Consider the following 21136-nt stretch of genomic DNA (forward strand, 5'->3'; position numbering starts at 1 on the left):
ATGCGTATCCACGTACGACGCACAGGTGGCTTCGCCGGGATCGAACGGGTCGCCGAGGTCGACACCGACGGCCGGCCCGACGCCCGGGAGTGGCACGCCCTGGCCGCGCAGGCGATGAGCGACGGCCGGGGCACGCCACCGGAAGGGGTGCCCGACGGGTTCCGGTACGAGCTGACAGTGGACGGTGAGTCCGTCCACTTCGCCGACCCACGGCTCAGCGATGCCCAGCGCAAGCTGATCACCCGGGTGCTGAAAGAGGGCTCGTAGCCCGCGCGACCTGACTCAGAAGCCCAGTCGGCGCAGCTGCTTCGGGTCCCGCTGCCAGTCCTTGGCGACCTTCACATGCAGGTCCAGGAAGACCGGCGTGCCGAGCAGGGCCTCGATGTGCTTGCGGGACTTGATGCCGACTTCCTTCAGGCGGCTGCCCTTCGGGCCGATGATGATGCCCTTCTGGCTGGGGCGCTCGATGTAGACATTGGCGTGGATGTCCAGCATCGGCTTGTCCGCCGGGCGCCCCTCGCGCGGCAGCATCTCCTCGACGACCACCGCGATCGAGTGCGGCAGCTCGTCCCGTACGCCCTCCAGCGCGGCCTCGCGGATCAGCTCGGCCACCATGACCTGCTCGGGCTCGTCGGTGAGGTCGCCCTCCGGGTAGAGCGGGGGGCTCTCGGGCAGCAGCGGCACCAGCAGGTCGCCGAGCAGTTTCACCTGCTTGTCGCCGACGGCGGACACCGGGACGATCTCCGCCCACTCGAAGCCGAGCTCCCGGCCGAGCTGGTCGACGGCGATGAGCTGCTCGGCGAGAGTCTTCGAGTCGACCAGGTCGGTCTTGGTGACGATCGCGACCTTGGGGGTCTTCTTGATCCCGGCCAGTTCCTTGGCGATGAAGCGGTCGCCCGGGCCGATCTTCTGGTCGGCGGGCAGGCAGAAGCCGATCACGTCGACCTCGGCCCAGGTGGTGCGCACCACGTCGTTGAGCCGCTCACCGAGCAGGGTGCGCGGCTTGTGCAGTCCGGGGGTGTCGACCAGCACGAGCTGTGCGTTCAGATCGGGGAGGTGGACGATACCGCGGACGGTGTGCCGGGTGGTCTGCGGCCGGTTGGAGGTGATGGCCACCTTCTGTCCGACCAGAGCGTTCGTGAGGGTGGACTTGCCCGCGTTGGGGCGGCCGACGAAGCAGGCGAAGCCCGCGCGGTGCGGAGCTTCGGGTCCAGGGGCAGCAGATCCAGGGGTGTGAACGCTCATGCGGGCCATTCTCCCTGATCCCGGCGGCCCTACGTACCGAGCGCCATCCGGCGACGGCGTACGTGCCGGATCCGGAGCCATCCGACCGCTCCCGCGCACGCCGCGAGCAGCACGGCCGCGACCAGCCAGGGCAGGGCGAGGAACGACACGGCGCCCGATTCGCGCACGTCACGGGCGCTGGCGGTGAGCCTGACCTCGCCCCAGTCGAGCTGGGGGGCGCCCGCCCAGCGTTCGGTGAGCCGGATCCGCTGGCGGGGCAGCAGCTCGCTGGGGATCCTCGTCAGGTCGCGGGCCAGCAGCGTGCGGCCGAAGAGGCCCTCGGCCCGCAGGGCGACCTTGGGGTTGAGGGTGACGTTCCCGCGGTTGTGCAGCGTGTACGAGATGAGGGCGTTGCTCTCGCCTGTGCCGGGCACCAGCGGCCGGTCCGGCTCATAGGCGATGTCCTCGACCGTCAGCGCGGGCATCGTCGGGCCGTTCACCCGCAGATAGACCCGGGCGCCCACGGCCCGCTGGATACCGACGGCGACGGAACCCCCGGAACCTCGCGCGATCCGCTCGTCCAGGGCGACGAGCGCGCCCGGGTGGTCACCGGGCTCGGCGTTCTCGGGAACGGTGAGGGTGTAGGGGACGGTGACCGAGCCGTGTGCGGGGACGGTGACCTTCTCGCGCCCGGGCTTCGCCCAGGCGCCGACGCCGCGCTGCGGCTCCTTGAGGGTGCGGACGGCGAAGCCCCCGTCCCGTTCCGTGTTGTACGCGTCGGCGGCGTACAGCAGGAAGCTCAGGGGGCCGGAGGTCTTGTTGCTGACGGTGACCTTGTCCGTGACGGTCGTACCGGGCTCGGCGGTGAGATAGAAGTACGGGCGTTTGCCGAGCCCGGACGCGGTGGGCTCGACCGACCACTCGCCGTTGTCGGCGGCGTGGGCGGCCGGCGCTCCGCCGCAGAGCAGCAGTGCGGTGAGGCTCACGGTCAGGGCGAGGAGGAGTGCGGGCAGCGTTGATGGTCTTCGCACGGTGCGGATTCCCCGGGGTTCGGGGCGGGCCGACCGGGTGCGCGCCCGGCCCGCCTGGTGATCAGGTGAGGGTGAGCGTGAGCACTCCGGAGTAGGCGCCGGGCGCCGTGAACGCCGGGACGTTCAGCGACAGCTTCGCGCCCGCGGTGAACTCACCACCGGTGGCCGCACCGTTGGGGGTGGACGCGAGGGTCGCGCCGGCCAGGCCGACGGCGCCCCCGGAGCCCGCGACACAGGTGCTCGGGCTGCCGGCCTTGGTGGTGCAGGACGGCGTCCAGGAGAGCTGGCCCGCACCGATGGTGCCGGCCGGCCCGGTGAAGTCGGTGATCTTTCCGGTCAGGGACCAGCCCGCGGGGCCGCCGCGGAAGTCCTTGACCGTCACCGCGTTCAGATCGCCGGTGGCGGAGCCGCCCTGGCCGTAGTCGACCGAGGTGAGCTGGACACTGTCACCGGCCTGGGTCATCGACAGGGTGCCGGCCGCGACCGAGGCGTTGACCTTCTGGGCGTTCGCCGGGACCGGGGTGTTGTCGATGACGGTGTACGCGGCGGGGCCCGCGCCCTTGCCGGAGTCCCAGGCGCCGCCCTCGTACGCGACGATGCCCGTGGTGCCCAGCGCGTTCACCGTGAGCTGCCCGGAGAACGAGCCGTTGGAGTCGGCGGTGACCGTCGTCTTGTCGGCGGTCTCGGCCGCTCCGGAACGCCCCGCGAGGGTCACGGCGGCGCCCGGTGTGAACTTGCTGCCGGTGACCGTGACCGCGTCGCCCGCATTGCCGGACGCGGTGCCGAGCTGGATGGCGCGGTCATTGGGGACGGTCTGCGGGCTGGCGACGATCGTCAGCGAGACGGGCGCGGGCGGGTTCGTCACCGTGCAGGGGGTGTCCAGCTCCATGATGTAGCTGGTGTGGATGTTGTAGTCACCCGGCGAGAGCGTGATCGAACCCGGCGTGGTGACCGTGAACGTACCGGTCATCGAGAAGGCCGGGAACGGCGCCTTTCCGGCGACCGGCGGGTTGGACTTGGGCCCCGTGACGTTCATGCTGCCGGTCTGGGCGCCGCCGAGTGTGGCCTTGCCGGTCGGCGTCATGATGTCGGCCGGGAGCGCGATGTCGACGGGGTTGCCCGCGGCGGGGCTGGTCACCTTGTAGGTGACGGTGACCGTGTCGCCGACCTTGGGTGCGGCGTTGTCGACGGTGATCTCCGCGGTCGTGGTGCCGTCGATGGGCGGGATGCCCGCGATCGGCGGCGGTACGCAGTGGGTCGGGAAGGAGACCGACGCCGCCACCGCCTGGGCCTGGGCCTGCGCACCGGGCGCGAGGACGGTGGACCCGGACACGGCGAGAGCGGTCACGCCGAGAGCGGCTGCCCAGCGGCGTCTTCGGGTGGACGAGCGTAGGGATGCCATGGGCTTCCCCCTTTCACTTCGATCGGTGGCCGCCATTGACCGGTTGAAGTGAAAAGAAGTCAATGGAATCGAAATGCACCGTCTGATGACCCATCAGATACTGTCAAGATCCCCGTTTCCGCAGCTCACGGCGGAGGCATGGGCTCCGCGCGCCCGGCGGGCCTAGGGGGACAGCGCATATGCTCGGCGCATGACTGAGAGCACCGCACTCGACGCACTCGACCCCGAGGACCGCAAGATCATCACCCTGGCGCGCAGCGCCCGCGCCCGCAACGGCGTGCCGGAGGGCGCGGCGGTCCGGGACGAGACCGGGCGTACGTATGTCGCGGGCACCGTGGCCCTGGAGTCCCTGCGCCTGAGTGCCCTCCAGACCGCCGTCGCCATGGCGGTGGCGAGCGGCGCGAAGTCCCTCGAGGCGGCGGCGGTGGTCGCTGACGCGACCGCGGTCCCGGGCACCGACCTCTCCGCGGTGCGCGACCTGGGCGGGCCGGGGACCCCGGTCCACCTGGCGGGGCCCGACGGCGCGCTGCGGGCGACACTCTCGGCGTAGCACGGGCTACCGGTGTGCCGCACCCCCGCAGCGAACCGTCCTCCATCTCCCTCTGACTCAGGGGGCCGGTCAGCCCGACGGCCTGAGCCCGTCCCGCGATTGAGGACGGACACTCCGGCCCCACCGCACGGGTGCGGTGCACCGCGAAACCGCCCGCCCCGTGGCCGGTGCGCTGCCACGGCGAGGGCACGCCCAAGAGCCCACCCCGCACCGCGAGACCCGCGTTCAGCCCGTGAGCGGGAACATCGCTCCCCGGCGGCCCTCCGGGGACACCAGCCACTCCAGCTTCGCCGCCGTGTCCCCCTCCGCGAGCGGCGTGTGCAGCACGATCGTCAGGTCGGGCCTCGCCGGCACCTTCAGCTGGGTCGCCTCCAGATACAGCGCACCCACCAGCGGGTGCTCCATCTCCTTGCGCACCTGACCGCCGGGGGCGATGTCCCGGCGCTCCCACAGCTCGGCGAATTCCTCGCTCGCCTCCTTCGCCGCCGCCACGACCGCCCGGAACCCCTCGTCGTCCGGATGCTCCGAGCACGCCGCCCGGAACTGCGCCACCACCGTCGCCGCGTTCCGCCGCCAGCTCTTGGCGCGCGACCGGTAGACGGGGTCGGTGAAGAACGAGATCACGCAGTTCTGCGGGCTCTCCGGGCGCATGCCCATGACCACGGTCGCCGCGTCGTTGTACATGATGACGTTCCCGTACACGTCCATGATGTGCGCGGGATAGGGCATCCACGTGTCGATCAGCCGGCGCATCCCCTCGCAGTTGGCCTGCCGGTCGGCCGGATCGACCTCGGCGAGCGGCGGGTTGAGCCCCGCGAGCACATAGAGGTGACGGCGCTCCGGGCTGTTCAGCCGCAACACCCTGGCCACCGAGTCCAGGACCTGCGGGGAGACCGTGATGTCCCTGCCCTGCTCGAGCCACTGGTACCAGGAGACCCCGACGCCCGCGAGTACCGCCACCTCCTCGCGCCGCAGCCCCGGCGTGCGGCGCCGGGCGCCACCGTCGGGCAGCCCGGCCTCCGCCGGGCTGATCCGGGCACGGCGGCTCATCAGGAACTCCCGCAGCTCCGTCTGGCGATGGGTCCTGGTCCTGACCGTCCGGACCTCAGTCATGTACAACTCCCCCTGAGTGCCTGAGTGGTGGTGCAGCCAACAGGATAAGTAGCGGCTCCCCAGCGGCATTCCGGCCGCTGGAAGCTCATGGCATGGCAATCGACACATCCGTCCCCCTGCGAGACCCCACGGCGCCCGTAAGGCTGGCCGGCCGGGCCCGCCTCACCCTCTTCGTGCTGTGCGCCGCGCAGTTCATGGTCGCGCTCGACTTCTCCGTGCTGAACGTGGCGCTGCCCGTGCTCGGCGCCGACCTCGGGATGAGCACCTCCGCCCTGCAATGGGCGGTCACCGCGTTCGCACTGCCCTCCGGGGGCTTTCTGCTGCTGTTCGGCCGGATCGCCGATCTGTACGGCCGGCGCAGGATGTTCCTCGCGGGCCTGGCCCTGTTCGGGGTTGCGTCGCTGCTGGCGACCTTCGCCTGGGACCCGGCGTCGTTCCTCGCCGGGCGGGCGCTCCAGGGCCTCGGTGCGGCGGTCATCGTGCCGACCGGGATGTCCCTGCTGACCACCACGTTTCCCGAGGGGCCGCAGCGTGAGAAGGCACTGGGCATCAGCGGCACGCTGATGTCGCTGGGCTTCACCGTGGGCATGGTGCTGGGCGGGGTGATGACCGACGCCCTCGGCTGGCGCTCCACGATGGGCCTGCTCACTGTGTTCTCGCTGGTGGTGCTTCCGCTCGCGCCTGGGCTGCTGACCGAGTCCCGTACCCCCGACCGGCCGCGGCTCGACGTGCCCGGCGCGGTCACCGTCACCGGTGGGCTGCTCGCGCTGATCTACGCGCTGACCACGGCCGCCGACCGCGGCTTCGGCGGCCTGGACGTGCTGGTCACACTCGTCGCGGGCGTGCTCCTGCTGGCCGCGTTCGTGGTCGTCGAGTCCCGCAGCGCCGCCCCGCTGGTGTCGCTGCCGATGCTGCGGCGGCGCACCGTGGCCCTGGGGAACCTCGGCGGACTGGTCACCTTCTCGATGATGTCGACCGTGGTCTTCGTGCTGACCCTGTACCTCCAGGAGGTGCTCGGGATCTCCGCTTTCGGGACCGGGCTGGTCTTCGGGGTGCAGGGCGGGGTTTCGATCCTCGCGGGTGCGTACGCCCCCAAGGTCATCGGGCGGCTGGGCACCCGGCGGACGCTGGCGTTGTCCCTGCTGGGCCAAGGGCTGTTCGTGGCCCTGCTGCTGGGCCTCGGTGAGAGCTCCGGGGTCGTCCTCGCCACCGTGGCGGTGTCGCTGGCGAGCATGTGCCATCTGCTCGCGATCATCTCGTACGGGCTGACCGTCACCTCGGGTGTGCCGGACGAGGAGCAGGGTCTCGCCACCGGGCTGGTCACCACCACCCAGCAGGTGGGGCTGACGGTCGGGATCCCGCTGCTGGGGGTGGTGGCGACCACGTGGAGCAGCGGACTGTACGACGGTGCGCGGGCCGTGCTGGGTATCGACGCGGCGATCGTGGTGGCGGCGGCTCTGCTGATGGCGGTGGGCCGCGGGCGACGGTGACGATCCGGGCGGGCGGGAGCCGCTTCAGTGGGCGTTCACGGGGGTACCGCCCACCTGGCCGGCCCCGCCGGGGCCGCTCAGGACCGGTCGAGGCGTAGTCGCTCGGCCTTCGGCAGGCCCGCGACGACCAGGTCGTACGAGTCCTCGATGAGCTCCCGGACCATACGGGCCGGGAGTTCCCCCACGGTGACGGTGTTCCAGTGGCGCTTGCTGAGATGCCATCCCGGCACGATCGCCGGGTGCTCGGCCCGCAGCCGCACCGCCTCGTCCGGGTCGCACTTCAGCGACACCTTCAGCGGGGTGGATGCGAGGTCCGTGAGGGCGAACATCTTCCCGGCGACCTTGAACACGGAGACCTCGGGGGTGAAGGGGAAGTCCTCCACCACCGCGTTCTGCTCCAGGCAGAAGGCCCTGAGCTGCTTCGCGGTCATCGGGTCGCTCATCCGGTCCGTCATGCGGCCGGTCCGGTCGCCGGTTCCGAGGGCTCCACCAGGACGGTGACGATCCTGTTCCTGCGCCCGGCCGGTGACTCCGCCGTCAGCCGCAGGGATCGCCCGTCCGGGAGTTCGACCACCGCGGTGGCTCCGGCGATCGGAACGCGCCCGAGTGACTTGGCGAGCAGCCCGCCGACCGTCTCGACGTCCTCGTCGTCGAACGCGTCGAGACCGAACAGCTCGCCGAGGTCCCCGATGTCGAGACGGGCCGTCACCCGGTAGCGGGAGTCCCCGAGCTCCTCCACGGGCGGCAGCTCGCGGTCGTACTCGTCGGCGATCTCACCGACGATCTCCTCGAGGATGTCCTCGATGGTGACGATCCCCGCCGTGCCGCCGTACTCGTCGATCACGACGGCGACATGGTTGCGCTCCTGCTGCATCTCGCGCAGCAGATCGCCCGCGTTCTTGGTGTCGGGCACGAAGGCCGCGGGACGCATCGCCGTGGAGACCAGCTCGGCCTCGGCATCGCGGTTGATGTGCGTCTTGCGCACGAGGTCCTTGAGGTACACGATCCCGACGATGTCGTCCTCGTTCTCACCGGTCACGGGGATCCGGGAGAAGCCGGAGCGCAGCGCCAGGGTCAGCGCCTGGCGGATGGTCTTGTAGCGCTCGATGCAGATCAGGTCGGTGCGCGGGACCATGACCTCGCGTACGAGGGTGTCGCCGAGCTCGAAGACGGAGTGCACCATCTTGCGCTCGTCGGCCTCGATCAGCGACTCCTGCTCGGCGAGGTCGACCATTGCCCTCAGCTCCGCCTCGCTGGCGAACGGGCCCTTGCGGAAACCCCTGCCGGGGGTGAGTGCGTTGCCGATGAGGATCAGCAGCTGCGGGATCGGGCCCATGATGCGGGCCAGCGGCAGCAGGACGTACGCGGCGGCGGTCGCCGTGTTGAGCGGGTGCTGGCGACCGATGGTGCGCGGTGACACGCCGACGGCGACATAGGAGACCAGCACCATCACGCCGATGGCGACGGCCAGCGCCTCCCAGGTCGCGGCGAACTCCTGGAGGCAGGCGTAGGTGACCAGGGCTCCGGCCGCCATCTCGCAGGCGACACGCACCAGCAGGGCCACGTTGAGATAGCGGGTCGGGTCGGACGCCACCTGGACGAGCTTGTCGGCGCCGCGCCGCCCGGCGCGCTGTGCCTCGGCGGCACGGAAGCTGGAGACACGGGCGATGCCCGCCTCGGCGCAGGCCGCGAGCCAGGCGACGACCACGAGCAGGACCGCACCGGCGATCAGCTGGGCGCTCATGAGCCGGCCCCGCCGTCCGGTGCGGACCTCACGTACGACGAGGCGGGGACGGAGACAGGTGCGGGTCTCATGAGACGGTCGGTGCCGGGGAGGGACCGGTCAGGCCCTTCTCCGCACGCCAGCCGTCCACGATCGCCGCCTGCAAGCCGAACATCTCGGCGCGCTCGTCCGGCTCCTCGTGGTCGTAGCCGAGGAGGTGCAGCACTCCATGGACGGTGAGGAGTTGCAGCTCCTCGTCCATGGAGTGCTGGGTCGGGGCCTCGTCCCCCTGTTTGCGGGCGACCTCCGGGCAGAGCACGATGTCGCCGAGCAGCCCCTGCGGGGGCTCGTCGGCGTCCTTGGCCGGCGGACGCAGCTCGTCCATCGGGAAGGACATGACATCGGTCGGCCCGGGCAGGTCCATCCACTGGATATGGAGCTGCTCCATGGCCTCGGCGTCCACGACGATCACCGAAAGCTCGGAGAGCGGGTGGATACGCATCCGCGCGAGGGCATAGCGGGCGATGTCGAGGATCGCCTCTTCGTTGACCTCGGTGCCGGACTCGTTGTTGACGTCGATCGACATGGTGCTGATCGGTTCACTTCCCGTGGGAGCCGCTGGTGCCATGGGTGGCGTGGTGGGAGCCGTTACGGCTGTCGTACCGCTCGTACGCGTCGACGATACGGCCGACGAGCTTGTGCCGGACGACATCCTGCGACGTCAGCATGGAGAAGTGCACATCGGGGACCCCTTCCAGGATCTCCCGGACCTGGCGCAGACCGCTCTTGGTCCCGCCGGGAAGGTCGACCTGGGTGACGTCACCCGTGATGACGATCTTCGAATCGAAGCCGAGGCGGGTCAGGAACATCTTCATCTGCTCGGGGCTCGTGTTCTGGGCCTCGTCCAGGATGATGAAGGCGTCATTGAGCGTGCGACCGCGCATGTACGCCAGCGGTGCGACCTCGATCGTGCCCGCGGCCATCAGGCGCGGGATGGAGTCGGGGTCGAGCATGTCGTGCAGGGCGTCGTAGAGCGGGCGCAGATACGGGTCGATCTTCTCGTAGAGCGTGCCGGGCAGGAAGCCGAGCCGCTCCCCCGCCTCCACCGCGGGCCGGGTCAGGATGATCCGGTTGACCTGCTTGGACTGGAGCGCCTGGACCGCCTTGGCCATGGCCAGATAGGTCTTGCCGGTGCCCGCGGGGCCGATGCCGAAGACGATCGTGTGCTTGTCGATGGCGTCGACGTAACGCTTCTGGTTGAGGGTCTTGGGGCGGATGGTGCGCCCGCGGCTGGAAAGGATGTTCTGTGTGAGCACCTCGGCCGGGGTCTCATCCGGACCATCGCCGTTCTCGCTCGCCCTGAGCATGGCGATCGAGCGTTCCACCGCGTCCTCCGTCATCGGCTGCCCGGTGCGGAGCACCAGCATCATCTCGTCGAACAGGCGCTGGATCAGAGCGACTTCCCGCTCATCACCCACCGCACTGACTTCGTTGCCCCGGACATGGATATCGGCCCCGGGGAAGGACCTCTCGATCACGCGCAGCAGGGCATCGCCCGAGCCGAGAACCGTCACCATCGGATGCTTCGCGGGGACGGTGAACTGGGCTCGCGCCTGCCCCGGCGCAAGGTTCCCCCCGGCGCTCTCGGGACGGGGAGTGTTCTGGGCTGTGGGTGTCTGAGTCATGGGCCGGCTCTGTGGCCTGCACATACCTCCCGTTGCAGGGTTCTCGCTGCTCGACAACCTCTGGGATACAAGCGTACGACCCCGCGCCGACAGTGCCGAGGCGTTTTTCACACGGAGGACCTCGGAGGGCGGGTCTCAGAACGCGCCAGAGCACCCAGAGCGCCTCAGGGAGAGCGGCGGAAGCCGATCGTGGGTACCGCCCGCGCCCGCGGCCAGGGACGGCAGGCCCTGGGCAGCAGCCGGTCCAGCAGCCCGCCGAGGAAGGCGTAGCGGGCCAGCGCCTCCGGGTCCTGGCCGACCCACCCCTGCACGCGCTGCCACCAGGCGGCCACCTCGGACCAGCCGGGTGCGGAGAGTGACCCGCCGAACTCCTGCACGGACAGCGCGGCGGTCAGCCCGGCGAAGGCCAGCCGGTCGGCGAGGGGCCAGCCCGCGAGGGTGCCCGTGACGAATCCGGCCACGAACACGTCGCCCGCCCCCGTGGGGTCCAGCGCCTCGACCTCGATCGCCGGGACCTCGGCGGTCTCGCCCGAGCCTCCGTCGACGGCGACGGCACCGTCCGCGCCGAGGGTGACCACGGCGACCGGCACCTTCTCGGCGAGCGCCCGGGCAGCGGCGCGGGGGCAGTCGGTGCGGGTGTAGCGCATCGCCTCCTCGGCGTTGGGCAGGAACGCCTCGCACAGTTCCAGCCCGGGGAGGGCTGCCAGGTCCCAGCGGCCGGTGTCGTCCCAGCCGGTGTCGGCGAAGATCCGGGCGCCACGGGCCGCGGCCTCGGCGATCCAGCCCTCCGGGCGGCCCGGTACGAGGGACGCCACGGCGGCCCGTGCCCGCGGGGGCACCGAGTGCGCCGGGGGTACGCCCTCCTCGCCGCCGTCCCCGGTGTCGTCGTGCGGCGGGGCTTCGTGGCCGTGGGAGATCATCGTCCGCTCGCCCTCGTAGGCCATGGAGACGGTGACCGGGGAGTGCCAGCCGCGGATGGTGCGTGACAGCGAGAGGTCGATGCCCTCACCCTGTTCGAGCGCGTCCCAGCAGTAGTCGCCGTAGTGGTCGTCTCCGAAACCCGCCGCGAGGGAGGTGCGCAGCCCGAGGCGGGCGAGCGCGGTGGCCATGTTGGCGACGCCGCCGGGGCTCGACCCCATACCCCGGGCCCAGGACTCGGTGCCGCGGACGGGGGCGCTGTCCAGGCCGGTGAAGATGATGTCCAGGAAGACCGTGCCGGTCAGGAACACATCGCACCCGGGGTCGCCGTCCGCGCGCATGCCACGCAGCGGGTCGACGTGCTCGTCCAACAGGTGGGCGGCAGCCGCGTGTTGCAGGTCTCCGCCGGGCGTGATCACGACGCCTCCCGGGGGTGCGGTCGGTGCGGGCCGGTGCAGGTCGGTGCTGATGTGGTGCGAGCGGCCTGAGGGCTCTGCGGGATCTGCCCAGTGTGCCTGATCCGGGCTCCGCAGACGGTGCCCACGATCACCGAAACCGCAACCGTTTACCCCTGGGATACCCACACAAACCAAATGTGTCCCGCCTCACACCATCTCACCTTCTCCGACCCCGGACACACTTGATACAAATTGCCCCGCTGCCCCACGTTCCTGTGCAACACCGGGCGCCTCCCCCCTCTTTGACCCCCGCTTCGCCCTGCCCTTTTCCGGGAACGCCCATGTCTTCGCGCCCGCGCGCCGCGTGGCCCCTGGTCGCCGTGTTCAACGCCGGCTACCTGGCCCCGTACCTCCTGCCGACCATCGTCGGCCGCCTGTCCACCGGACTCGGGCTCAGCTCCGCCGAGGCCGGTCTCGTGGGATCCGCACTGCTGCTCCACTCGGCCATTGCCGGTTTCGCACTGGCCGCCCGCGTCGACCGCCACGGGCAGCGGCGACTGGCCCGGCTGGGACTGCTGCTGACCTTCGCCGGCTACGGCGCCGCCGCCCTCTCCTCGTACGTACCGCTGGTGATCGCCGGTGCCGCCGTCGGCGGTCTGGGCTCGGGTACGGCGACGGCGGTGGCCGCGGCGGGCATCGCAGCGCAGCGCGATCCGCACCGGGCGTCCTCGCTCGGACTGCTGTCGGTGTCGGCGACCGCGGGGGCGCTGTACCTCACGATTCCGCGGCTCGGCGGCGGTCACGCCCTGCCGTTCGCGGCGCTGGCCATGGCAGCGGTGCTGGTGTGGCCGGCGACCGCACGGCTGACGGGGGCCGGGACGGTGGCGGCGCCGGGGGGCTCCGCCGCCGTCCCGTTCAGCTCGCGGACCCTACTGCCGCGCCGACGCTCGGGCATCGTGCTCGCAGGCGCGATCCTCTTCTGGTCCATGGCCCAGAACGCCCTGTGGGGCGTCAGCGGACGGATCGGCACCACCCAGGCGGGCCTGAGCGAGGCCACCGTGGGGGCGGTCTTCGCGGTCGCCCTCGGCGCGGGTCTGACGGGCGTCATCGGCGCCGGTGCGGTCGGCTCCCGGCTCGGCCGGGCGGTGCCGATCGGAGTCGGCACGGCACTGATCGGCGGCTGCATCGTGGTCAGTTCGTCGGCCCGGGGCCTGGTCGGCTTCGCCACGGGCGAGGTCCTCTGGAACCTCTTCTACCCGGTGGTCCTGTCGTACCTGCTCGGCCTCGCCGCCTCACTCGACCCGCGCGGCCGGTGGGCGGTGCTGGTGGGCGCCGCGTCGTCGCTGGGCGTGGCCTGCGGCCCCATGACCGGAAGCCTGCTGTCGGAGCGCACCGGATATCCGGTGATGGGCCTGGTGATGTGCGCGATGCTGCTGCTCGTGGCGGTCCCGATGTCGGCGGTGGCCCTGCACACCTCCGGCCGTCCGCTGGTCCCGGGCGCCATCCGCCGCCGTGGCGGCACCCCGGCGGCCGTCGTCGCCGGTGCGGCCGGAATGGCCTCGGCGGGCGCCCGTGTCCCGCAGATCGGCGCGCCCGAGCAGGTGGTCACGGAGATCCCGGCACCGGTACGGGCACGGCGGCGGCGGCTCATCCGCGACCGGTCGTCCAAGGTCCTCGCCTCCTGAGTCCCCGAAGTCCGGAGAATCAGCGGCGCTGGAACGGAGCCCGGGACCTGGAGGGGAGCTCCCGGGCTCACGTCTTCCCTCAGTCCCTCTGAGCCGTCCGAGCTGTCTGGGCTGTCCGGGCTGTCCGGGCTGTCCGGGGAGGACTCAGCCGGTGCCGAACTCATACGCGTCGACGGCGTCCAGATACCGCGTGCGCCGGGGCTCGTCCTGATCCAGGAAGGACGCCTCGAACGAATTCCGCGCGAGCTGCCGCATCTGCTCCCGGTCCATTCCCAGGGCCTCGCGGACCGCGTGGAAGGTGTCCCCGACATAGCCGCCGAAGTACGCGGGGTCGTCGGAGTTGACGGTCACCAGCAGCCCGGCGTCCATCATCGCGCGCAGCGGATGGTCCTCCAGGGTGTCGACGGCGCGCAGCCGCACGTTCGACAGCGGGCACACGGTAAGCGGGATCCGCTCCCGTACCAGCCGCTCCACCAGCTCCGGGTCCTCCATCGCGCGCAGCCCGTGGTCGATGCGCTCGACGCCCAGCACGTCGAGGGCCTCCTTGATGTAGGCGGGCGGGCCCTCCTCTCCGGCGTGGGCGACCTTGCGCAGCCCGAGAGACTCGGCGGCGGCGTAGACCTCGCGGAACTTGGCGGGCGGATTGCCGACCTCGGCCGAGTCCAGGCCGACTCCGCTGATGTGGTGGAGATACGGCTTGGCGGCGTCGAGCGTGGCCATCGCGGAATCCGCGGGCTGGTCCCTCAGGAAGCACATGATCAGCTGGGTGGAGACGCCGTGCCGCTCCTCGGCGCGGTCCAGGGCGTGGGCGAGCCCTTCGATCACGGTGCCGATGGGGATCCCGCGGGCGGTGTGCGCCTGCGGGTCGAAGAAGATCTCGGCATGCCGTACGCCCTGGGTCGCGGCCCGCGCGAGATAGGCGTCGGCGAGTTCGGTGAAGTCCTCCGCGGTGCGCAGCACCGCCATCAGCTCGTAGTACAGGTCGAGGAAGGACTGGAGGTCGGTGAAGAGGTACGCCTTGCGGAGGTCCTCGGTCCCGGCATGGGGGAGCTCGACTCCGTTGCGTTCGGCGAGTGTGAAGGCGAGTTCGGGTTCGAGGGTGCCCTCGATGTGGAGGTGCAGTTCGGCCTTGGGCAGTGCTGGCATCGGTGCTCGCTCAGGGTGCGCGTTTGGGCAGAGGTACGCGGACGAGGTCCTGGGCCACGGAGAGTTCGCCGTCGAAGCCCGCGGCGCGGGCCTCCCGCTCGAACTCCCCGGGGTCGCTGTAGCGCTGGGAGAAGTGCGTCAGCACGAGGTGCCGTACGCCCGCGTCACGTGCCACGGTTGCGGCCTGCCCCGCGGTGAGGTGGCCGTGGTCGGTGGCAAGGCGGCGGTCCTCGTCGAGGAAGGTGGACTCGATGACGAGCATGTCGCAGCCGTCGGCGAGTTCGTAGACCCCCTCGCAGAGGCGGGTGTCCATGACGAAGGCGAAACGCTGTCCCCTGCGTATCTCGCTCACGTCTTCGATGCTGACCCCGCCGAGGACGCCCTCGCGCTGGATGCGGCCCACGTCGGGGCCCTTGACGCCGTGTGCGGCCAGGCGTTCGGGGAGCATCCGGCGGCCGTCCGGTTCGGTGAGCCGGTAGCCGAAGGACTCGACGGGGTGGGAGAGCTTGCGGGCGTCGAGGGTGTAGGCCGGCGTGGTGGCGAGCACGCCGTCGCCACCGTCGTCGGCGACGGGTCGCTCGGAGATGGGGACGGTCTCGCGGTAGGCGGTGGCGTACCGCAGCCGTTCGAAGAAGCGCTGTCCGCTCGCCGGGTAGTGCGCGGTGACCGGGTGCGGCACCTGGTCGAGGTTGATGCGCTGGATCACCCCGGCGAGGCCGAGTGAGTGGTCGCCGTGGAAGTGCGTGACGCAGATCCGGTTGATGTCGTGCGCGGCGACTCCGGCGCGGAGCATCTGCCGCTGGGTGCCCTCACCCGGGTCGAAGAGGATGCCTTCGCCGTCCCAGCGGAGCAGATAACCGTTGTGGTTGCGGTGCCGGGTGGGGACCTGGCTGGCCGTGCCGAGCACGACCAGTTCGCGTACGGACATGGGAGGCTCCGGCGCTCTAGCCGGGAGGCCAGTTGAGGCCACGGCCGCCGAGGACATGGGCGTGCGCGTGGAACACGGTCTGTCCGGCGCCGGAACCGGTGTTGAAGACGACACGGAAGCCGGTCCCGTCGACCTTCTCCTCGGCCGCGACCTCGGCCGCCTCGCGCAGTATGTCGGCTGCGACGGCGGGCTCGGCTGCGGCCAGCGTGCCGGCGTCGGGGTAGTGCACCCGGGGGATCACGAGCACATGGGTGGGCGCCTGCGGGTTGATGTCGCGGAAGGCGACGGTCGTCTCGGTCTCGCGGACGACAGTGGCGGGCACGTCCCCCGCGACGATCTTGCAGAACAGGCAGTCCGCCTGCGGTTCTCCCGCCATGGTCCGGCCCCTTCCCGACTCCGGTGATCAGTACGTGCGCATGCTATCCCCGGAGCGGCGGACGGGGAGTCCCCCATCCGCCGCTGCTCCCGCGCCATGCCGGTGGGCCGTGCCTCAGCGGTAGGTGTAGAACTTCGTGTGGTCGAGCATGTCCTCGGGCGTCACGTCGTTCCACGGCTTCATCGTGTCGCGCAGACCGACGACACCCTGCGGGGCCGAGACGGGCACGTATCCCAGTGAAGGGTGCAGTCGCTGCCAGTCGGCCCACAGCTTGTCTATGAAGCAGTGGTGGAGCCAGAACACGGGGTCGTTCGGCGAGGCTCCGGTGGTCATCTGACCGCCGACCCACACATGGACCCGGTTGTGGAGGTTCGGTCCGCGCCAGCCTTCGACCTGGTTGCGGAAGCCGCTGGACCCGCTGTTCCAGGGAGACGCGTCATAGGTGCTCAGGGCGAGTACGGAGTCGACCTCGGCGCGGGTGGGCAGCTCGCGGACGCCGACGCCCAGCGAGCGGCGCAGATAGGTCCTGCCGTCGACGCGTATGTTCATGGGCCAGTTGCCGCCGCCGAAGGCGAACGGGCCGGTGGTGACCCTGCCGTCGCCGGCGCGGCCGTCACCGCCGAGAAAGCTGTCAGCCCACAGGGAGCTGCGGGGCGAGCGGTCGACGGTCCAGTCCCAGTAGGGCAGCATCACCGAGGGGTTGACGCTCTGGAGTGCCTGTTCGAACTGCAGGAGGAACCGGCGGTGCCAGGGGAGGAACGACGGGGAGCGGTGCCCCGTGCGCTCTCCGCTGTCGGTGTCGCTCATGATGAAGGCGTTGTGGGTGGTGATGAACTCGTCGTAGCGGCCCTGCTTCTTGAGCTGGACCACGGCGTCCACGAAGTCGCGCTTCTCGGTGGCCGAGAGGTCTGCCTGGTTCTTGCGGTCTGCCATACCACGCTCCTTGTCGGACGTCAGACGGTGAGGGGCACGAGCGAGGCGCCGTGCAGTTCCCGTACGGCGGCGCGGGCCGCGTCGCGTGGTGTGCGGTGGATTTCGTAGTGGTTGACGACGCTGATCCAGGTGCCGTCCGCGTTACGCATCACATGCAGCTCGTCGTCGTCGACGCGGACGACGAACTCCACGGGCTCCTGGGGCGCCTGGGCCTTCTGCCCGTGGCCGTGGTGTCCGCCGCCGTCGCCCTCCTCGGCGGGCCAGCCCTCTATGTGCCGCCCGAGGTACGTTTCGTCGAACGGCTCCGGCACGTCGGCCGCGCGGGCCTGAGCGGCATGGGCTCCGGCGGTGTGCTGCGTACCGGCACCGTGGTGCACCGCACCCTGGGTCCCGGAAGGCTGCGACGCGGTGGCGGCTGCGACGGCTGCCGGTGCGGCGAGCGCGGCACCGGCGACCACGAGGGTGGTTCCTCGCACCATGTCGCGGCGTGTGAGACGTTGCACGTTCTGCTCCTCTCGTCGGTCCGCCGCCGGCCGTGGATGACCAGCAACAGGAACGTTTCTTCGAGTGGTGGGACGAACGCGTCCCGTGGCCCCACATGTTGGCAGTGGCGAACGGTAGGAAAGAGAGGCATGACCGCACATGGCCATGAACAAGACAACCGCATACGGATAGTGCACTCTTCAACGAGAGATGATCTTCATCGCGCACCTCCCGGGGGACCCCTCAGAACGGAAACCCGCCCCGCTCCCGCCGCTTGCTCCCACAAATCCTTCGGCAGCCGCGGCGTGAGCGGCGTGGTGCACACGTGCGCAACTCGGCCCAATCGCGGGGGCTGAATCCGCTCCGCGGGGTAGGCGCCCTGGTTTCGGCAGTCGCCGGTTGCCGTGGCCGGTTGCCGTGGCCCGGGCAGTCACTGGCGATGCAGGAGCACCTTCATGGCCGCGTACCGCACATCCCCGTCCTCGTGGCGCCTGAGCGTGCACAGCAGGCCGCGCCACTCCTCCGGCCAGTTCAGCCGCAGCCCCATCAGCCCCACGAGGGCCACTGCGAACAGACCCGCCGAGCCGAGGCCGTCGGCCGCGAGCCGCTCAGCGGTGGCGAGCAGGGTCGCGGGGTCCCGGGGCATCCAGGACCCGTACGCACGCCACGAGCACAGCCGGTCCGCCGTGGAGGAAGCGAGCAGGCGATGGTCACGCAGCACCCGGGCCAGGTCGGTCAGCTGTGCGTGCAGCAGCGGGAGTTCCGCGTCGAGGTCCACGAGCCCGCGCAGCAGGGCGGCGCGGGGGCCGATGAGCGAAGGCTCGTCCGCCAGCTGGTCCGCCAGCGCCCTGAGCACCGGACGCATCGCTTCCGCGGGTTCCGCGCACAGCTCATCCACCAGTGACGCCAGCCGCTGGCCGGCGGGCTGGTCCCGCTCGGTGGACACCTCCCCGTCGCCTGCCCGGACGACGGCGAGCAGCTCCGCCACCGTGCTCTGGAGCAGGCTGCCCACCGCTGCCCCGCCTACCGGATGCGGCAGCCCGGAGGCCGCGACCGACCTCAGCGCGTCGGCCGCCACACGCCAGTTCCCGCGCGCGTCGAGGGAGGTGACCCAGCGGGTCACCATGTGCGCCGTCTCGGGCGCGAAGCGCACCCACTTCGGCAGGGCCCTCAGCCCCACCGCCGCGATCTCCTGGTCCGCGGCCGCGCACATCGTGCCGATCAGCCGTGCGTACCGGGGGCGGTGCGCGTCCGGAACCTCCCATGGCACGGGCGCCGTCAGTGCACCCGCGGTCTGCGGCGTCCACGCGGCGGTGTCCGTGAGCACCTCCCACATCTGCGGCTGGTCGAGCAGCCCGGGGGCGACCGCGATGACGGCCGCCGCCACGTCGGCGTGCCGGCCCGGCATCCGGTAGGCCGCCGTGAGCAACTCGGCCGCCTGCGCCGGGGGCAGGTACCGGGCGGCCAGCCGCACCGCCTCCTTGCGGCTCGTCACCTTCACCCCACGGGTGGCGGTGAGCAACCGCGCCAGCTGCTCCGCGAGTTCCGGTGGCGGGACGAAGCGCGCGGCACGAGCCGCCGCGTACACCGCGACGCGCGCGCGGTCGCTGCCCGAGTGGGCCAGCAGGATCCCGAGCGCCTCGGCGGGGCGGTCCGTCCAGGGCAGTGCTCCGAGGGCGGCTTCGGCGACCACGACCTCCGGCGATTCCACGAACTCCCGCACCAGCCGGTGCCCGTGCCCCGGCACCGGCGCGGCAGCCCGGACGGCCGCGGCCCGTTCGTACACCGACCGGGACGTGTCCGTGGCCGTCGCACGCAGCAGCCGCACCGCCGCCTCCTGCTGGCGCGGCGTCCAGCGGTCGCTGTGGCCCGGCGCGGGCCGCGGACGGTCGGCCCCAGGCCGCAGGAAGCGACCGTGCGGCGACTTCCCGTCGAGCCCGAGCAGGCCGTCGAGCAGATCGGTACGGCGCCGGGCGAGCACGCGCTGTACGGGGCCGAGGACCACGGCCGAAGGCTCCATCGCCACGATCCTGGCCACCCGCTCGTCCCGGGCCGCGGGGTCGTCCAGCCACAGTTCGGCGGCGGTCGCGAAGGCCCGGTCGCCGCCATGGGCGAGGGCGTCCTCGAGCATCCGCTGGAGCTCGGGCATCCGGCGCGCACGGGGACCGAAGGAGGCTGCCAACGAGAACAGCAGCCGGTACTCGGACCTGCCGGCGGCTGCCTCGGCCCAGGGCCGCAGGGCCTCGAAGACCCGGTGCTCCTGACCCCTGCGCAGCTTCCGGTACAAGGGGCCGAGATCCTGGACCCCGGCGTGGGCGGTGATCCGTTCCAGGGCACGCAGGGCCCAGTCCAGCAGGGCGGGCTGCCCCGCGGACGCCTCCTGGGTCGTGTGCTCGGCGAGCACCCCTACGGCGAGCCGGCACAGCGCCCGTCGTGACGCGTCCGAACCGTCCCTGGCCTCGAGCGCGTCGAGCACGATCCGGTCGAGCATCGGAGCGTCCTCGGCGGCGAAGTGCCCTGGGCGCAGCTCCGCCAGCGCTTCGAGCGCCCGTACCCGCACGGGGTCCCGTTCGTTGCGCAGCCGCTCCCGCATCAGGTCGAGCAGCTCCGACATCGCCGCACGGTCACCGCCGCACCCGGTGGCGGCGACGAGGATGGGCCAGACCAACGCCCGGTCGTCCGCGTCGGGGCGCTTCAGCGCGGCGAGCAGGTCGGGCCTGACCTCGTCCAAGGGACCGAGCGACCGGAATTCCAGCAGGTCCATCCAGAACCACTGCGCCCCGTCGTCGTCCTGTCCGGCGAGCCAGGTCCGGAGCTGTGCCCAGCGCCGCTCACGGGGCAGAAGGTGCAGCACCGAGTACATCTGATCGCTCGTGAGTTCCCTGCCGGCCGCGACCGCGTCGACGAACGCGCCCCGCCGGGCTGGTGCCATGGCCTTGACCAGACCGACGAAGGGCCGCTGCGGAGGCAGCCAGAGGCGGCCCAGCGCCGCCAGCGACGGCGGGTCGGCACGGACCAGCTCGCGCAGCATTCCGGTGGACGGAAGCGGTGCGAAGCGGTCCTGATTGCGGTCGGGCGAAAGCAGCCAGCGCACGGTGCGCTCGGCGTCCGCACGGATCAGCAGTCCGAACCTGTTCCAGAGCATCGCGGGGGCTCGGGACGGCCCGTGCCGCTCCAGCAGGTCGAGCAGCCGCAGCGGGCGTATGGACGCCAGCACCGCCATGACCGGTGCCCGGTCCTTCCACCACGCGTCGCGCTGCCTCGACTCGGTCATGCCGGCGAGTTCCCGCTCGCACTGGTCGAGTACGGGATCGGGGTGGTCCTTGGCGAGCCGGGTGCCGGACTCGACGGCATGGGCGAGCCCGGGAAGGTGGGCGCGTACGAACGGGGCGGAGCAGGCGGGCAGCAGCCTGGCCGCTTCCCCGTCACCCCACTGCGCACGCAGCCGCCCCACCATCCGCTCGGCCAGCTCGGTGCGGCCGCCCACCAGCAGCACCCCGGCGAGCCTGCGCCGGGTCGCGGCGGACGCCCCTTCGTAGGCCGCTTCGATCGCCTCGTCGGGCACCAGCGGCGTACGGGCGGCGCGCAGCGCGTATCCGCTCACCCCACGGTCCGGGTCGGTGAGCCGCGCGGCCAGGTAGTCCCCCCGCCCGCACACCGTCGCGGCCAGCGCCGCGAGGCGCCGCTCGTACGACCCTCCGCGGTCCAGCTCGGCGAGCATGGCGTCGAGCTCACCCCGCCGGTCGGACTCCCTTGCCGTGCGGGCGAGATGCTCGAGGCGGCGCCCATGCGGCAGAGGTTCGAGTGCGGCGAGCAGATCATTGACCGTGGGCGACATGTGCGCGATTGTGCCTCGCGAGATCCGCACGCGACCAACGGATTTACCGTGCTGTCGGGGCTTCGCCGGCAGGAACCGGGCCTGGGGCAGTGCCGGACGGCCCACGTGGCGCGCTGTCGACAGCGCGGACGGCATGGCCTGCGTGGACAGCGCCCGAGGAGCGGTCCGGCGGTCACGCAACCTCCCACCCCTTCGACGGGGCCGCGTACGGTG

The 21136-nt window shown here is 71.5% G+C and carries 19 protein-coding genes; 4 read left to right on the top strand and 15 right to left on the bottom strand.

From position 1 onward, the window contains the following. Nucleotides 1-267 (top strand): protealysin inhibitor emfourin, encoded by a 267-nt coding sequence (locus tag ABZ532_RS04295; protein ID WP_361279513.1) that lies wholly within the window; start codon nucleotides 1-3, stop codon nucleotides 265-267. A gap of 15 nt (nucleotides 268-282) precedes the next feature. Here the strand turns inward: ABZ532_RS04295 and era are convergent, their stop codons facing one another. From era to ABZ532_RS04310, 3 genes are all read right to left on the bottom strand, one after another. Next, nucleotides 283-1254, bottom strand: a complete 972-nt coding sequence (gene era / locus ABZ532_RS04300) for a GTPase Era (RefSeq protein ID WP_361279514.1) — start codon at nucleotides 1252-1254, stop codon at nucleotides 283-285. Nucleotides 1255-1274: 20 nt separating this feature from the next. Beyond that, on the bottom strand, nucleotides 1275-2255 hold the full coding sequence (locus tag ABZ532_RS04305) for a DUF916 domain-containing protein (RefSeq protein WP_361279515.1): 981 nt from the start codon (nucleotides 2253-2255) through the stop codon (nucleotides 1275-1277). 61 nt (nucleotides 2256-2316) lie between these two features. Continuing rightward, complete coding sequence (locus ABZ532_RS04310) at nucleotides 2317-3657, bottom strand: beta-xylosidase (protein ID WP_361279517.1); 1341 nt, start codon at nucleotides 3655-3657, stop codon at nucleotides 2317-2319. Nucleotides 3658-3847: 190 nt separating this feature from the next. Here ABZ532_RS04310 and ABZ532_RS04315 point away from each other — a divergent pair, with 190 nt between their 5' ends. After that, the gene (locus ABZ532_RS04315) at nucleotides 3848-4207 is read left to right on the top strand and encodes a cytidine deaminase (RefSeq protein WP_361279518.1); all 360 of its coding nucleotides are present in this window, start codon (nucleotides 3848-3850) and stop codon (nucleotides 4205-4207) included. Nucleotides 4208-4432: 225 nt separating this feature from the next. On the opposite strand, the gene ABZ532_RS04320 is transcribed toward ABZ532_RS04315, so the two are convergent. Continuing rightward, the gene (locus tag ABZ532_RS04320) at nucleotides 4433-5320 is read right to left on the bottom strand and encodes a helix-turn-helix transcriptional regulator (protein ID WP_361279519.1); all 888 of its coding nucleotides are present in this window, start codon (nucleotides 5318-5320) and stop codon (nucleotides 4433-4435) included. Between the two features lie 92 nt (nucleotides 5321-5412). Here ABZ532_RS04320 and ABZ532_RS04325 point away from each other — a divergent pair, with 92 nt between their 5' ends. Continuing rightward, the gene (locus ABZ532_RS04325; protein WP_361279520.1) at nucleotides 5413-6810 is read left to right on the top strand and encodes an MFS transporter; all 1398 of its coding nucleotides are present in this window, start codon (nucleotides 5413-5415) and stop codon (nucleotides 6808-6810) included. Between the two features lie 77 nt (nucleotides 6811-6887). Here the strand turns inward: ABZ532_RS04325 and ABZ532_RS04330 are convergent, their stop codons facing one another. From ABZ532_RS04330 to ABZ532_RS04350, 5 genes are all read right to left on the bottom strand, one after another. Continuing rightward, nucleotides 6888-7241 carry an MmcQ/YjbR family DNA-binding protein gene (locus ABZ532_RS04330; protein WP_361279749.1) on the bottom strand — a complete coding sequence of 118 codons (354 nt, stop codon included), beginning with the start codon at nucleotides 7239-7241 and terminating at the stop codon, nucleotides 6888-6890. Between the two features lie 20 nt (nucleotides 7242-7261). Beyond that, nucleotides 7262-8554: a hemolysin family protein gene (locus ABZ532_RS04335; protein WP_361279521.1), complete on the bottom strand. Its 1293-nt coding sequence runs from the start codon at nucleotides 8552-8554 to the stop codon at nucleotides 7262-7264. Nucleotides 8555-8621: 67 nt separating this feature from the next. Next, nucleotides 8622-9119: an rRNA maturation RNase YbeY gene (gene ybeY / locus ABZ532_RS04340; protein ID WP_361279522.1), complete on the bottom strand. Its 498-nt coding sequence runs from the start codon at nucleotides 9117-9119 to the stop codon at nucleotides 8622-8624. A 13-nt stretch (nucleotides 9120-9132) separates the two neighbouring features. Further along, nucleotides 9133-10218, bottom strand: coding sequence for a PhoH family protein (locus ABZ532_RS04345; protein WP_361279523.1), 1086 nt, complete (start codon nucleotides 10216-10218; stop codon nucleotides 9133-9135). A gap of 164 nt (nucleotides 10219-10382) precedes the next feature. Beyond that, a complete protein-coding gene (locus ABZ532_RS04350; RefSeq protein WP_361279750.1) occupies nucleotides 10383-11477 on the bottom strand; it encodes a PfkB family carbohydrate kinase in 1095 nt (364 codons plus the stop codon). Between the two features lie 398 nt (nucleotides 11478-11875). Between ABZ532_RS04350 and ABZ532_RS04355 the strand changes: the two genes are divergently transcribed. Beyond that, nucleotides 11876-13219, top strand: a complete 1344-nt coding sequence (locus ABZ532_RS04355; protein ID WP_361279524.1) for an MFS transporter — start codon at nucleotides 11876-11878, stop codon at nucleotides 13217-13219. A gap of 144 nt (nucleotides 13220-13363) precedes the next feature. Here ABZ532_RS04355 and ABZ532_RS04360 read toward each other — a convergent pair whose 3' ends face one another. The 6 genes from ABZ532_RS04360 to ABZ532_RS04385 form a co-directional block, all read right to left on the bottom strand. Continuing rightward, nucleotides 13364-14365, bottom strand: a complete 1002-nt coding sequence (locus ABZ532_RS04360; protein WP_361279526.1) for an adenosine deaminase — start codon at nucleotides 14363-14365, stop codon at nucleotides 13364-13366. Between the two features lie 10 nt (nucleotides 14366-14375). After that, nucleotides 14376-15293: a ribonuclease Z gene (locus ABZ532_RS04365; protein WP_361279527.1), complete on the bottom strand. Its 918-nt coding sequence runs from the start codon at nucleotides 15291-15293 to the stop codon at nucleotides 14376-14378. Between the two features lie 16 nt (nucleotides 15294-15309). After that, on the bottom strand, nucleotides 15310-15669 hold the full coding sequence (locus tag ABZ532_RS04370; RefSeq protein WP_361279528.1) for a histidine triad nucleotide-binding protein: 360 nt from the start codon (nucleotides 15667-15669) through the stop codon (nucleotides 15310-15312). Between the two features lie 114 nt (nucleotides 15670-15783). Then, entirely contained in the window at nucleotides 15784-16602 is an 819-nt protein-coding gene (locus ABZ532_RS04375; RefSeq protein ID WP_361279529.1) for a tyrosinase family protein, read from the bottom strand. A 20-nt stretch (nucleotides 16603-16622) separates the two neighbouring features. Next, complete coding sequence (locus ABZ532_RS04380; RefSeq protein ID WP_361279531.1) at nucleotides 16623-17105, bottom strand: tyrosinase family oxidase copper chaperone; 483 nt, start codon at nucleotides 17103-17105, stop codon at nucleotides 16623-16625. A gap of 410 nt (nucleotides 17106-17515) precedes the next feature. Then, entirely contained in the window at nucleotides 17516-20923 is a 3408-nt protein-coding gene (locus ABZ532_RS04385) for a hypothetical protein (RefSeq protein WP_361279532.1), read from the bottom strand. Nucleotides 20924-21136: the final 213 nt, after the last annotated feature.

It is taken from the genome of Streptomyces sp. NPDC019396 (genome assembly GCF_040632375.1).
Taxonomy (GTDB): domain Bacteria; phylum Actinomycetota; class Actinomycetes; order Streptomycetales; family Streptomycetaceae; genus Streptomyces.

Bases quoted from the DNA above. Each gene is read 5' to 3' on its own strand.
- ybeY (WP_361279522.1), bottom strand. From the start codon at position 9,119: ATGTCGATCGACGTCAACAACGAGTCCGGCACCGAGGTCAACGAAGAG.
- ABZ532_RS04385 (WP_361279532.1), bottom strand. From the start codon at position 20,923: ATGTCGCCCACGGTCAATGATCTGCTCGCCGCACTCGAACCTCTGCCG.
- era (WP_361279514.1), bottom strand. From the start codon at position 1,254: ATGGCCCGCATGAGCGTTCACACCCCTGGATCTGCTGCCCCTGGACCC.
- ABZ532_RS04315 (WP_361279518.1), top strand. From the start codon at position 3,848: ATGACTGAGAGCACCGCACTCGACGCACTCGACCCCGAGGACCGCAAG.
- ABZ532_RS04320 (WP_361279519.1), bottom strand. From the start codon at position 5,320: ATGACTGAGGTCCGGACGGTCAGGACCAGGACCCATCGCCAGACGGAG.
- ABZ532_RS04350 (WP_361279750.1), bottom strand. From the start codon at position 11,477: ATGCGCGCGGACGGCGACCCCGGGTGCGATGTGTTCCTGACCGGCACG.
- ABZ532_RS04370 (WP_361279528.1), bottom strand. From the start codon at position 15,669: ATGGCGGGAGAACCGCAGGCGGACTGCCTGTTCTGCAAGATCGTCGCG.
- ABZ532_RS04310 (WP_361279517.1), bottom strand. From the start codon at position 3,657: ATGGCATCCCTACGCTCGTCCACCCGAAGACGCCGCTGGGCAGCCGCT.
- ABZ532_RS04335 (WP_361279521.1), bottom strand. From the start codon at position 8,554: ATGAGCGCCCAGCTGATCGCCGGTGCGGTCCTGCTCGTGGTCGTCGCC.
- ABZ532_RS04375 (WP_361279529.1), bottom strand. From the start codon at position 16,602: ATGGCAGACCGCAAGAACCAGGCAGACCTCTCGGCCACCGAGAAGCGC.
- ABZ532_RS04355 (WP_361279524.1), top strand. From the start codon at position 11,876: ATGTCTTCGCGCCCGCGCGCCGCGTGGCCCCTGGTCGCCGTGTTCAAC.
- ABZ532_RS04325 (WP_361279520.1), top strand. From the start codon at position 5,413: ATGGCAATCGACACATCCGTCCCCCTGCGAGACCCCACGGCGCCCGTA.
- ABZ532_RS04330 (WP_361279749.1), bottom strand. From the start codon at position 7,241: ATGACCGCGAAGCAGCTCAGGGCCTTCTGCCTGGAGCAGAACGCGGTG.
- ABZ532_RS04295 (WP_361279513.1), top strand. From the start codon at position 1: ATGCGTATCCACGTACGACGCACAGGTGGCTTCGCCGGGATCGAACGG.
- ABZ532_RS04345 (WP_361279523.1), bottom strand. From the start codon at position 10,218: ATGACTCAGACACCCACAGCCCAGAACACTCCCCGTCCCGAGAGCGCC.
- ABZ532_RS04360 (WP_361279526.1), bottom strand. From the start codon at position 14,365: ATGCCAGCACTGCCCAAGGCCGAACTGCACCTCCACATCGAGGGCACC.
- ABZ532_RS04365 (WP_361279527.1), bottom strand. From the start codon at position 15,293: ATGTCCGTACGCGAACTGGTCGTGCTCGGCACGGCCAGCCAGGTCCCC.